9 protein-coding genes, 2 rRNA genes and 1 pseudogene (1 of these 12 running past the window's edge) are annotated in these 12,341 nt (G+C 69.0%); 2 read left to right on the forward strand and 10 right to left on the reverse strand.

The genetic code is table 11. The annotated features are described in order from the left end of the window. Positions 1-44 precede the first annotated feature (44 nt). Both OG737_RS05300 and OG737_RS05305 read right to left on the reverse strand, forming a co-directional pair. Positions 45-860, reverse strand: coding sequence for a TlyA family RNA methyltransferase (locus OG737_RS05300; protein WP_328924966.1), 816 nt, complete (start codon positions 858-860; stop codon positions 45-47). A gap of 7 nt (positions 861-867) precedes the next feature. After that, positions 868-1,119, reverse strand: coding sequence for a hypothetical protein (locus OG737_RS05305; RefSeq protein WP_405680138.1), 252 nt, complete (start codon positions 1,117-1,119; stop codon positions 868-870). Positions 1,120-1,183: 64 nt separating this feature from the next. Here OG737_RS05305 and OG737_RS05310 point away from each other — a divergent pair, with 64 nt between their 5' ends. Beyond that, complete coding sequence (locus OG737_RS05310) at positions 1,184-1,531, forward strand: SCP2 sterol-binding domain-containing protein (RefSeq protein ID WP_328924968.1); 348 nt, start codon at positions 1,184-1,186, stop codon at positions 1,529-1,531. Positions 1,532-1,580: 49 nt separating this feature from the next. On the opposite strand, the gene OG737_RS05315 is transcribed toward OG737_RS05310, so the two are convergent. From OG737_RS05315 to OG737_RS05330, 4 genes are all read right to left on the reverse strand, one after another. After that, on the reverse strand, positions 1,581-2,393 hold the full coding sequence (locus tag OG737_RS05315; RefSeq protein ID WP_405680135.1) for an ABC transporter ATP-binding protein: 813 nt from the start codon (positions 2,391-2,393) through the stop codon (positions 1,581-1,583). Between the two features lie 17 nt (positions 2,394-2,410). Beyond that, entirely contained in the window at positions 2,411-3,457 is a 1,047-nt protein-coding gene (locus OG737_RS05320; protein ID WP_405921237.1) for a FecCD family ABC transporter permease, read from the reverse strand. After that, on the reverse strand, positions 3,454-4,500 hold the full coding sequence (locus OG737_RS05325) for an iron chelate uptake ABC transporter family permease subunit (protein WP_328924971.1): 1,047 nt from the start codon (positions 4,498-4,500) through the stop codon (positions 3,454-3,456). Before OG737_RS05325 ends, OG737_RS05320 begins: the two co-directional genes overlap by 4 nt. 72 nt (positions 4,501-4,572) lie before the next feature. Next, entirely contained in the window at positions 4,573-5,610 is a 1,038-nt protein-coding gene (locus tag OG737_RS05330) for an HAD hydrolase-like protein (RefSeq protein ID WP_405680133.1), read from the reverse strand. Between the two features lie 112 nt (positions 5,611-5,722). On the opposite strand from OG737_RS05330, the gene OG737_RS05335 reads away from it, so the two are divergent. After that, positions 5,723-6,994, forward strand: coding sequence for a DUF1015 family protein (locus OG737_RS05335; RefSeq protein ID WP_405680131.1), 1,272 nt, complete (start codon positions 5,723-5,725; stop codon positions 6,992-6,994). A 67-nt stretch (positions 6,995-7,061) separates the two neighbouring features. On the opposite strand, the gene OG737_RS05340 is transcribed toward OG737_RS05335, so the two are convergent. The 4 genes and pseudogenes from OG737_RS05340 to OG737_RS05355 form a co-directional block, all read right to left on the reverse strand. Next, positions 7,062-7,928: a hypothetical protein gene (locus OG737_RS05340; RefSeq protein WP_405681434.1), complete on the reverse strand. Its 867-nt coding sequence runs from the start codon at positions 7,926-7,928 to the stop codon at positions 7,062-7,064. A 183-nt stretch (positions 7,929-8,111) separates the two neighbouring features. Beyond that, positions 8,112-9,350: pseudogene (locus OG737_RS05345) on the reverse strand (hypothetical protein); the annotation flags it as partial. A gap of 307 nt (positions 9,351-9,657) precedes the next feature. Then, positions 9,658-9,774: ribosomal RNA gene (gene rrf, locus OG737_RS05350) — 5S ribosomal RNA — on the reverse strand. Positions 9,775-9,880: 106 nt separating this feature from the next. Beyond that, positions 9,881-12,341, reverse strand: a 23S ribosomal RNA gene (locus OG737_RS05355) (it continues 662 nt past the right edge of the window).

Raw genomic sequence — 12,341 nt, forward strand, 5'->3', positions numbered from 1 at the left:
CGAACCCTGTGAACGCTCTGAACCCGATGTAGCTGATGAATCTGTCACTGCGGCCCCTCCGCCACTGCACGGTCAACATCCGCCGGGTCGAGTGCCGGTGCCCCCGCCCGCAGCCACAGAAAGTACTCGACGTTTCCCGACGGCCCCGGCAGCGGACTCGCGGTCACACCGAGAACGCCTAGACCCAGCTTCGCCGCCTGCGCCGCGACCTCGCGCACCGCCTCCGCCCGCAGCTCCGGGCTGCGCACCACACCGCCGCTCCCCAGCCGGTCCTTGCCGACCTCGAACTGCGGCTTGACCATCAGCACCAGGTCCGCGTCCGGCGCCGTGCACCGCACCAGTGCCGGCAGCACCAGGCCGATCGAGATGAAGGACAGGTCGCCGACGACGAGGTCGGCCGCGATGCCGTCGATCTGCTCGACCGTCAGCTCGCGGACGTTCGTACGGTCCTTCACGGTGACCCGGTCATCGCTCTGCAGCGACCAGGCGAGCTGCCCGTAGCCGACGTCGACGGCCACGACGTGGGCGACGCCCGCGCGCAGCAGCACGTCGGTGAACCCGCCGGTCGAGGCTCCCGCGTCCAGCGCCCGACGGCCCTCGACGACCAGCCCCTGCGGCCGGAACGCGGCGAGCGCCCCGGCCAGCTTGTGGCCGCCCCGCGAGACGTAGTCGGGATCACTGTCGTCCTTGAGGACCACCAGCGCCGCACTGGTCTCCACCTGGGTGGCGGCCTTGGTCGCGGTGGTGCCGCCCACGGTCACCCGGCCCGCGGCGATCAGCTGCGCGGCGTGCTCGCGCGAGCGGGCCATGCTGCGGCGTACCAGTTCGGCGTCCAGGCGGCGGCGTGCCACTCCTGCCACGTTCGGTTCAGCTCCTGTTTTCGTACGGACCGGGGACGGGCGGTGCGTCCAGCGCCGTCAGCGCCTCGCGCAGCCCCCTGTGGACATCCTCGTACACCGCGAGGTGTCCGTCCGCCGTGAGGTCGTCGGCGTCCGCCAGCCGCGTCAGGTGCGCGTCCACGCCGTCGTGACCGGTGGGCGTGCGTACGACGCCCAGCGCCGCGGGCCCGGCCGGCCCGGCGGCGGCTTCGCCCAGGACTTCGGCAGCTTCGTCGCTCATGCCCCGACGCTACCCCGAAGCGCCCTTCGACCACGCATGGCTCTGCGGTACGGTCGTGATCACGATGGCTACGATCGAAGAGTGCCGCGAAGCACTCGACCAACTCTCCGGCAACCTGGCGCGGGCCGAAGGCGGCGTGCGCGGCGCGGCCGCGCTCGACCGCTCCCTGAGCTGCCACATCACCGACCTGGACCGGACGTTCACCGGCCGCCTGGAAGACGGCAGGATCCGGGTGGACGCCCTCGTCGCCGGCCCGCCCGCCGAGAAGGCCGAGATCCGGCTCGCGATGACCGGCGACGACCTGGTCGCCCTGGTCGCGGGCGACCTGAAGTTCGCGAAGGCCTGGGCCTCGGGCCGCGTCAGACTGGAGGCCGGCTTCCGCGACCTCCTCCGCCTGAAGAGCCTGCTCTAGGCGACCCCGAAGGCCCTTCGGTCAGCCCCGGGAAGCGGACCCGCGCCCGCTACACGGCGGCGGCCCGAGCCCCGGTACGGGACCTGCGCGCCGCCGGAATCACCAGCGGCGTCCCCGTCTCCGGGTCGGAGATCACCTGACACCGCAGCCCGAACACCTCCTCCACCAGCTCCGCGGTGACCACCGCCTCCGGCGGCCCTTCCGCGACGACCTTCCCGGCCCGCATCGCGATCAGATGTGTCGCGTACCGGGCCGCGTGGTTCAGGTCGTGCAGCACCGCGACCAGCGTCCGCCCCTGCTCCTCGTGGAGCTCTGCGCACAGGTCCAGCACGTCGATCTGGTGCTGGATGTCCAGATAGGTCGTCGGCTCGTCGAGCAGCAGCAGCGGGGTCTGCTGCGCCAGCGCCATCGCGATCCACACGCGCTGCCGCTGCCCGCCCGACAGCTCGTCCACCGCCCGGTCGGCGAGTTCCGCGACCCCGGTCGAGGCCATCGACTCCCCGACGATCCGCTCGTCCTCCGCGGACCACTGCCGCAGCAGCCCCTGGTGCGGGTACCGGCCGCGCGAGACCAGGTCGGCCACCGTGATGCCGTCCGGCGCGATCGAGGACTGCGGGAGCAGACCCAGGGTCTTGGCGACCTTCTTCGCCGGCATCGACCCGATGGCGTGCCCGTCCAGCAGCACCCGCCCGGTGGACGGCTTCAGCATCCGCGACAGGGCACGCAGCAGCGTGGACTTGCCGCAGGCGTTGGGGCCGACGATCACGGTGAAGGAGTTGTCGGGGATCTCCACCGACAGGTTCTCGGCGATGACCCGCTGGTCGTAGCCGAGGGTCACGTTCTGCGCGGTGAGCCGCTGCACTTGGTCACTCCTGAGGTTCATATACGTCCTGCCTTGCGCTCGGTGACGAGCAGCCAGAGCAGATAGACACCGCCGACGAGCCCGGTCACCACACCCACCGGCAGCTGGTCGGCACCGAAGACCCGCTGCGAGGCCCAGTCGGACACCAGCAGCAGCACCGAGCCCATGAGGGCGGCCGTCAGCAGGCTCCCCCCGGGCGAGCGCGTCAGCCGCCGGGCCAGCTGCGGAGCGGCCAGCGCGACGAAGCTGATCGGCCCCGCCGCGGCGCTCGCCGCGGTGGTGAGCACGATGGCCGCGAGCATCAGCAGCAGCCGCGTGCGCTCCACCCGCACCCCGAGGGCGTACGCGGCGTCGTCACCCATCTCCATCATCCGCAGGGCCCGGCCCTGCCCGAGGACCAACGGGAAGACCACCGCGCACAGCGCGAGCAGCGGCCACACCTGCGCCCAGTCCCGGCCCGCCAGCGAACCGGTCAGCCAGACCATCGCGCGGGTGGCCTCGACCATCTGGGCCTTCGTGATCAGGCACTGGATCACCGCGATGAGCATGGCGGAGGCGCCGATGCCGACCAGCACCAGCCGGTAGCCCTGGATCCCCCGCTTGTACGCCAGCAGGTAGACGGCGAGGCCGGCCAGCACGCCGCCGACCAGTGCGCCGACGGCCACCTCGGTGGCGTCGCCCTTGAACAGGATGATGACGACGAGCGCGCCCACCGCCGAGCCGTAGCCGAAGCCGAGCAGGTCCGGGGAGCCCAGCGGATTGCGGGAGACGGACTGGAAGACGGCCCCGGACATCCCGAGGGCCGCACCGACCAGCAGGGCGACCAGCACCCGCGGCAGCCGCAGGTCGTTGACGATGAAGTCATTGGCGGGGGTGCCGTTGCCCAGCAGGGTCTGTACGACGTCCCACGGCGCGATCGGGAAGTCCCCGGTGCCGATGAGCAGGACGGCCAGCGCGAGCGCCACGACGGCGAGCAGCGCCCCGACGGCCAGGGCGCGCCGCTCGACCCGCAGCGAGATCCCGCCGGGAAGGTTCAGCCGACGGGCTTTGGCGGTCACGGTCACAGCTGGGCCATCCTCTTGCGCCGAACGAGGTAGATGAAGACGGGGCCGCCGATGAGCGCGGTGACGATGCCGACCTGGAGCTCGGCGGGCCGGGTCACGACCCGCCCGACGACGTCGGCGCCGAGCAGCAGTACCGGCGACAGGACGGCGGAGTACGCGAGCACCCAGCGCACGTCCGGCCCGGTGAACGCCCGTACGAGGTGCGGGATCATCAGCCCGATGAAGACGATGGGCCCGCAGGCGGCGGTCGCCGCACCGCACAGCAGGGTGATGGCGACCATCGCGGCGATCCGGGTCCGCGTCAGGTTGGCGCCGAGCGCCCGCGCGGTGTCGTCGCCCATGGCCATCGCGTTCAGCGGGCGGCCCAGCAGCAGCGCGAGCACCGCGCCGGCCAGCAAGAAGGGGGCGACCTGCCGGACGGTGTCCATGTTCGCCGACGCCAGCGAACCCACCGTCCAGAAGCGCAGCTTGTCCAGCGCCTTGCTGTCCATCAGCTGTACGGCGTTGATGTAGCCGACCAGGGCCGCGCTGGCCGCGGTGCCCGCGAGCGCGAGGCGTACCGGCGTGGCGCTGCGGCTGCCGCCGAGGACGTAGACGACGACCGAGACGACGGCGGCGCCGAGGAAGGCCCACCACACGAACTCGCTCAGGGAGCTCGCGCCGAAGAAGCTGATCGCGGAGACGACGGCGGCCGCGGCCCCGGCGTTGACGCCGAGGATGCCGGGCTCGGCCAGCGGGTTGCGGGTCAGCGCCTGCATGACCGCACCGGACAGGCCGAGGCCGAGCCCGACCAACAGCCCGAGGAGCGTGCGCGGCACCCGCAGGTCCCGTACCACCACGTCGGAGGGCGTCCCCGAGTACTCGAACAGGCCGTGCCAGACCTCGTCGAGTGGCATCTGCTTGGCGCCCACGGCGATGCTCAGCACGGCGATCAGCGCCAGCACCGCCAGGGCGCCCAGCAAGCCGGCGGCGCGCACGCCGTGGCGCGGACGGACGGCGGCGACCGGCGCCGCGCTCTGTTCGGGGGGACTCTCGACCAACACGGAGGTTAGGTTAGCCTACCCTCCACCCGCATAGATCATCCGAACGTGCCCGGCCGCCGCCCGGCCGCACCCTTACAAGCCGAGCCTGGCCAGCGCCTTCTCCGCGTCGAGCGTGCAGACCCCGTCCCCGGCCGCCGTCCAGGCCGCCGCGCACAGCGCCCGCAGCCCGTCGATCGGGTCACCGCCCTCCCCGCGCAGCTCCAGCACGCCGGCGTTCAGCGCGACCGCGGTCCATCCGCCGCAGCTGAATCCGCCGTCGGCCGGCTCCACCTCGGGCTGGCCGGTCAACAGCCCCCGCAGGTCCCGGTCCACGTACGTCGGCCGGTGCCTGGGCTCGGCCCGCACCAGCTGCTTCGCGTCCGTCACCCCGGTCAGCACGAGCAGCGAGTCGACCTCTCCGTTGAAGGCGCCCTCGATGTCGGTGTCCAGCCGGTCCCCCACCACCAGCGGGCGCTCCGCCCCGGTCCGCAGCACCGTCTCCCGGTGCATCGGGGGCAACGGCTTGCCCGCCACCTGCGGTTCCGCGCCCGTCGCGATCCGTACGACCTCCACCGCGGCCCCGTTGCCCGGCGCGATCCCGCGCGCCCCCGGGATCGTCAGGTCGGTGTTGGAGGCGTACCACGGCACCCCGCGGTTGATCGCGTACGAGGCTTCCGCGAACCGCCCCCACGCCAGGTCCGGACCCCCGTAGCCCTGCACGACGGCCGCGAGCCCCTCCTCGTCGGCCGAGTCCACCGGCACCAGCCCGCGCTCGCGCAACGCGACCCGCAGCCCTTCCCCGCCGATCACCAGCACCTTCGAAGCAGGCTCCACCTGCTCCGCGATCAGCCGGGCCACCGCCTGCGCCGAGGTGATCACCTCGGCCGCCTCGGTCGGAATGCCCAGCTCGCCCAGGTGCTCCGCGACGGCGTCCGGGGTCCGCAGCGCGTTGTTCGTGACGTACGCGAGGTGCATCCCGTCGGCGCGGGCCGTGACGAGCGAGTCCACGGCGTGCGCGATGGCGTGCCCGCCCGCGTACACGACACCGTCGAGATCCAGCAGGGCGGTGTCGTACGCCTGGTGCAGACTCTGCTCACTGGCCGCGGGACTGGTCCTGGTCTGCCGGGTCATCGTGGTCGCTCCTCCTGGGCCCCTCCCAGCGGTAGCTGGGGGAGATCGATCATGTCCGATTCCGTACTCCCCCGATCATCCTGCATGGCGAGACGGGTCTTACCATGCACCAATGACCACATCTGGCACCGCGGACCACGGACTGCGCCTGATCCCGTTCCATGGCCTGCGCTATGTCCCGGAGCGTGTCGGCAGCCTCGCCGCCGTCACCTCGCCGCCGTACGACGTGGTCGTCCGCCCGGACGGAGTCGACCACCTCGAATCCGCCGACCCGCACAACATCGTCCGCCTGATCCTTCCGCAGGCCGGCACCGCCGCCGCGCGCAACGAGCAGGCGGCGCGCACCCTGCACGACTGGCTGGCCGAGGGCATCCTCAGCGCCGACCCGGAGCCCTCGCTCTACGTGTACGAGCAGCACCGGCCGGGCCTGCTCCAGCGCGGCATCATCGGCGCGCTGGCCCTGTCCACCGCCGACGCCGGCATCGTCCTGCCCCACGAGGACGTCATGCCGGACGTGGTCACCGACCGGGCCGGTCTGATGCGGGCCACCTCCGCCAATCTCGAACCCCTCCTCCTCACCTACCGCGGCGACGACCCCGGCGCGGGCGCGGCGGCCGTCGTCGAGCGGACGGCCCAGCGCGCGCCCCTCCTGTCGACGACCACCGAGGACGGCTTCCAGCACCGCCTCTGGGCCATCACGGACCCGGCCGAACTCGCGACCGTGACGGCTGATCTCAGCCATCGCCAGGCCCTCATCGCCGACGGCCACCACCGCTGGGCGACGTACCTGCGCCTCCAGGAGGAGCACGGCTCCCCCACGGAGTGGGACTTCGGCCTGGTCCTCCTCGTGGACACCGCCCGCTACCCGCTCCAGGTCCGCGCCATCCACCGGATGCTGCGCCGCCTCCCGGTGGCGGACGCGCTCGCCGCCCTGGAGGGCCGGTTCCGGGTCCGCGAGGTCGAGGGGCCGCTCCCGCTGGCTCTGGAGGTCCTCGCGGACGCCGCGGAGCGGGGCAACGCCTTCCTCCTCACCGGCGACGGCACCTTCCGCCTGGTCACCGACCCGGATCTGGCGCTCCTGGAGAGCACGGTCCGCCGCGACCGCCCCGAGGCCTGGCGCCGGCTGGACGCCACGGTCCTGCACGCCACCCTGCTCGACGCCCTGTGGCACGTCCCGGACGCCCCCGACCAGATCACGTACATCCACGACGCCGCCGCCACCGTGGAGATGGCCGAGCGCCACGGGGGCACCGCGGTCCTGCTGCATCCCGTACGGGAGGAAGTCGTACGGGACCTGGCCCGCCAGGGCGTCACGATGCCCCGCAAGTCCACGTCCTTCGGCCCGAAGCCGGCCACCGGCCTGGTGCTGCGCGGCCTGGCCTGACACGCCCCGGACATGAGGAAGGGCGGTACCCCGACCGGGGTACCGCCCTTCCTCACTTCACCACGCCTCAGGCGTTGTCGCGGCCCGCGGCGGGCTCGTCGTCGACGTCCTCGTCCTCGTCCTCGACGATGACGATCTCGTCGGCGACGTCGAGGTCGCCCTCGGACTGCTCCAGCGGCTCGTACTCCTCGTCGTCCTCGTCGTAGTACTCGGCGACGTCGGAGGCACGCTCGGCCGCGGCGACCTCGGCCGAGTCCTCGTCGTCCTCGTCGTCCACGTCGTCGGCGATGTCGGCGATGTCGACGGAGGCGTCGACGAACTCGACACCGTCGAGCTCGGCGAGGCGGTCGGAGGCGTCGGTGGCCCCGTCCTTGTCCGCTTCGAGGGTCTTGCCGAACCACTCGCGCGCCTCGTCCTCACGACCGGCCGCCAGCAGGGCGTCGGCGTAGGCGTACCGCAGGCGCGCGGTCCAGGGCTGGACGGAGCTGGAGGCCAGCTCCGGGCTCTGCAGGGTCACGATGGCGGCTTCGAGCTGCCCCTGGTCCCGCCGGGCACCGGCCGCGACCAGCCGCATCTCGACCTGGCCGGCCTTGTCCAGCTTCTGCACCTCGGGCTCGCCGGCCATCGCCAGCGCCCGCTCCGGACGGCCGAGGCCGCGCTCGCAGTCGGCCATGACGGGCCACAGCTCGACGGAGCCGGTCATGCGCTTGGCGGCACGGAACTCCGCGAGCGCCTCGCTGTACTTCTGCGTGGCGTACGCGGCGAAGCCGGCGGCCTCACGGACGGCGGCGACGCGGGAGGCCAGCCGCAGGGCGATGCGCGAGTACGCGTACGCCTGCTCGGGGTCCTCGTCGATCAGCCGCGCGACCATGACCAGGTTCTTCGAGACTTCCTCGGCCAGGCCCTTGGGCAGGCTCAGCAGCTCCTGGCGCACATCGGCGTCGATCTCGAGGCCGGTGACGTCCTCGTCGATCGGAAGCCGCTTGACCGGGTCCCGGTCGCGGTCCGCGCGGAAGTCGCGGTCGCCGCCGCGGTCATCGCGGCCACGGTAGCCACCACGGTCGCCACCGCGATCGTCACGGCCACCACGGAACCCGCCACGGTCGCCACCCCGGTCGTCGCGACGGGGGTAGGACGGACGGTCGCCACCACGGTCATCGCGACGGAAACCGCCGCCACCACCCGTGGGACGGTCGCCACGGTCGTCACGACGCGGGTAGGACGGACGATCGCCACCACGGTCGTCACGACGGAAACCGCCGCCACCACCCGTGGGACGGTCGCCACGGTCGTCACGACGCGGGTAGGACGGGCGGTCGCCGCCACGGTCGTCACGACGGAAACCGCCGCCACCACCCGTGGGACGGTCGCCACGGTCGTCACGACGCGGGTACGAGGGACGGTCCCCGCCACGGTCATCGCGGCCGCCGCGGAATCCGCCACGGTCGTCATCACGACGCGGGTACGACGGACGCTCACCACGGTCATCGCGACGCGGGTAGGACGGACGGTCCCCGCCACGGTCATCGCGGCCGCCGCGGAATCCGCCGCGGTCGTCATCACGACGCGGGTACGACGGACGCTCACCACGGTCGTCACGACGCGGGTAGGACGGGCGGTCCCCACCACGGTCGTCACGACGGAAACCGCCACCGCCACCGCCGCCGAAGGGACGGTCGCCACCGCGGTCGTCACGACGCGGGTACGAGGGACGCTCGCCGCCACGGTCGTCGCGACGGAACGCGGGACGGTCGCCACCACGGTCGTCACGACGGAAACCGCCGCCACCACCCGTGGGACGGTCGCCGCGGTCGTCACGACGCGGGGGGTACGAGGGACGCTCGCCGCCACGGTCGTCGCGACGGAACGCGGGACGGTCGCCACCACGGTCGTCACGGCCGCCACGGTCGTCGTCACGACGCGGGTAGGACGGACGGTCGCCACCACGGTCATCGCGACGGAAACCGCCGCCACCACCCGTGGGACGGTCGCCACGGTCGTCACGACGCGGGTACGACGGGCGGTCCCCACCACGGTCATCGCGACGGAAACCGCCGCCACCACCCGTGGGACGGTCGCCACGGTCGTCACGACGCGGGTACGACGGGCGGTCCCCACCACGGTCATCGCGACGGAAACCGCCGCCACCACCCGTGGGACGGTCGCCACGGTCGTCACGACGCGGGTACGACGGGCGGTCCCCACCACGGTCGTCACGACGGAAACCGCCGCCACCACCCGTGGGACGGTCGCCACGGTCGTCACGACGCGGGTACGACGGGCGGTCCCCACCACGGTCGTCACGACGGAAACCGCCGCCACCACCGGAGGGACGGTCGCCACGGTCATCGCGACGGAAGCTGCCACCGCCACCGCCGGCCGGTCGACCACCACGGTCGTCGCGACGGAACGCGGGACGGTCGCCGCCACGGTCGTCACGGCCCCCGCGGTAGCCGCCCCTGTCACCACCGTCGTTGCGCCGAGGCTCGCGCTCCGGACGATCGTCGGGAGAGTTGGACATGGGTGTGACTCCTGTCTTCGGGGTACCGCTAGTCATTCTCGCGCAACCAACCCATGGCCGCGCTTCGGCGTAAAGATGTACAAAAACAAAAAGGACCCTTGGTCCAGCGTTGAACGCTGGACCAAGGGTCCTTTGAAAGATTGTTCGGCGGTGTCCTACTCTCCCACAGGGTCCCCCCTGCAGTACCATCGGCGCTGAAAGGCTTAGCTTCCGGGTTCGGAATGTAACCGGGCGTTTCCCTAACGCTATGACCACCGAAACCCTATCGGTTTCGAGCGAACAAGCACACTTTGTAGTTATGTTCTAGCTCTAGAAACCAGCAACTGTTCGTTGCTTCAGAACTAACACAGTGGACGCGAGCAACTGAGGACAAGCCCTCGGCCTATTAGTACCAGTCAGCTTCACCCGTTACCGGGCTTCCACATCTGGCCTATCAACCCAGTCGTCTACTGGGAGCCTTACCCTCTCAAGGAGGTGGGAATACTCATCTTGAAGCAGGCTTCCCGCTTAGATGCTTTCAGCGGTTATCCCTCCCGAACGTAGCCAACCAGCCATGCCCTTGGCAGGACAACTGGCACACCAGAGGTTCGTCCGTCCCGGTCCTCTCGTACTAGGGACAGCCCTTCTCAATATTCCTACGCGCACAGCGGATAGGGACCGAACTGTCTCACGACGTTCTAAACCCAGCTCGCGTACCGCTTTAATGGGCGAACAGCCCAACCCTTGGGACCGACTCCAGCCCCAGGATGCGACGAGCCGACATCGAGGTGCCAAACCATCCCGTCGATATGGACTCTTGGGGAAGATCAGCCTGTTATCCCCGGGGTACCTTTTATCCGTTGAGCGACGGCGCTTCCACAAGCCACCGCCGGATCACTAGTCCCGACTTTCGTCCCTGCTCGACCCGTCGGTCTCACAGTCAAGCTCCCTTGTGCACTTACACTCAACACCTGATTGCCAACCAGGCTGAGGGAACCTTTGGGCGCCTCCGTTACCCTTTGGGAGGCAACCGCCCCAGTTAAACTACCCATCAGACACTGTCCCTGATCCGGATCACGGACCGAGGTTAGACATCCAGCACGACCAGAGTGGTATTTCAACGGCGACTCCACAACCACTGGCGTGGCTGCTTCAAAGTCTCCCACCTATCCTACACAAGCCGAACCGAACACCAATATCAAACTGTAGTAAAGGTCCCGGGGTCTTTCCGTCCTGCTGCGCGAAACGAGCATCTTTACTCGTAGTGCAATTTCACCGGGCCTATGGTTGAGACAGTCGAGAAGTCGTTACGCCATTCGTGCAGGTCGGAACTTACCCGACAAGGAATTTCGCTACCTTAGGATGGTTATAGTTACCACCGCCGTTTACTGGCGCTTAAGTTCTCAGCTTCGCACACCCGAAAGTGCACTAACCGGTCCCCTTAACGTTCCAGCACCGGGCAGGCGTCAGTCCGTATACATCGCCTTACGGCTTCGCACGGACCTGTGTTTTTAGTAAACAGTCGCTTCTCGCTGGTCTCTGCGGCCACCCCCAGCTCACGGAGCAAGTCCGATCACCAGTGATGGCCCCCCTTCTCCCGAAGTTACGGGGGCATTTTGCCGAGTTCCTTAACCATAGTTCACCCGAACGCCTCGGTATTCTCTACCTGACCACCTGAGTCGGTTTAGGGTACGGGCCGCCATGAAACTCGCTAGAGGCTTTTCTCGACAGCATAGGATCATCCACTTCACCACAATCGGCTCGGCATCAGGTCTCAGCCTTAATGAGGGACGGATTTGCCTACCCCTCGGCCTACACCCTTACCCCGGGACAACCACCGCCCGGGCTGGACTACCTTCCTGCGTCACCCCATCGCTTACCTACTACAAGTCTGGTTCGTCGGCTCCACCACTTTCCTTTCCCCGAAGGGTCCGGAACGGCTTCACGGACTTAGCATCGCCTGATTCGATATTGGGCGTTTCAAAGCGGGTACCGGAATATCAACCGGTTGTCCATCGACTACGCCTGTCGGCCTCGCCTTAGGTCCCGACTTACCCTGGGCAGATCAGCTTGACCCAGGAACCCTTAGTCAATCGGCGCACACGTTTCTCACGTGTGTATCGCTACTCATGCCTGCATTCTCACTCGTGAACCGTCCACAACTAGCTTCCGCTGCTGCTTCACCCGGCACACGACGCTCCCCTACCCATCACAGCGGGCGTTGGCCCTATTGCTGCAATGACACGACTTCGGCGGTACGCTTGAGCCCCGCTACATTGTCGGCGCGGAATCACTTGACCAGTGAGCTATTACGCACTCTTTCAAGGGTGGCTGCTTCTAAGCCAACCTCCTGGTTGTCTCTGCGACTCCACATCCTTTCCCACTTAGCGTACGCTTAGGGGCCTTAGTCGATGCTCTGGGCTGTTTCCCTCTCGACCATGGAGCTTATCCCCCACAGTCTCACTGCCGTGCTCTCACTTACCGGCATTCGGAGTTTGGCTAAGGTCAGTAACCCGGTAGGGCCCATCGCCTATCCAGTGCTCTACCTCCGGCAAGAAACACACGACGCTGCACCTAAATGCATTTCGGGGAGAACCAGCTATCACGGAGTTTGATTGGCCTTTCACCCCTAACCACAGGTCATCCCCCAGGTTTTCAACCCTGGTGGGTTCGGTCCTCCACGAAGTCTTACCTCCGCTTCAACCTGCCCATGGCTAGATCACTCCGCTTCGGGTCTAGAGCGTGCAACTCAATCGCCCTATTCGGACTCGCTTTCGCTACGGCTTCCCCACACGGGTTAACCTCGCTACACACCGCTAACTCGCAGGCTCATTCTTCAAAAGGCAC

This window comes from Streptomyces sp. NBC_00122 (assembly GCF_045160845.1).
GTDB lineage: Bacteria > Actinomycetota > Actinomycetes > Streptomycetales > Streptomycetaceae > Streptomyces.

Coding starts and splice junctions, on each gene's coding strand:
- OG737_RS05310 (WP_328924968.1), top strand. CDS start 1,184: ATGGCTACGATCGAAGAGTGCCGCGAAGCACTCGACCAACTCTCCGGC.
- OG737_RS05330 (WP_405680133.1), bottom strand. CDS start 5,610: ATGACCCGGCAGACCAGGACCAGTCCCGCGGCCAGTGAGCAGAGTCTG.
- OG737_RS05335 (WP_405680131.1), top strand. CDS start 5,723: ATGACCACATCTGGCACCGCGGACCACGGACTGCGCCTGATCCCGTTC.
- OG737_RS05305 (WP_405680138.1), bottom strand. CDS start 1,119: ATGAGCGACGAAGCTGCCGAAGTCCTGGGCGAAGCCGCCGCCGGGCCG.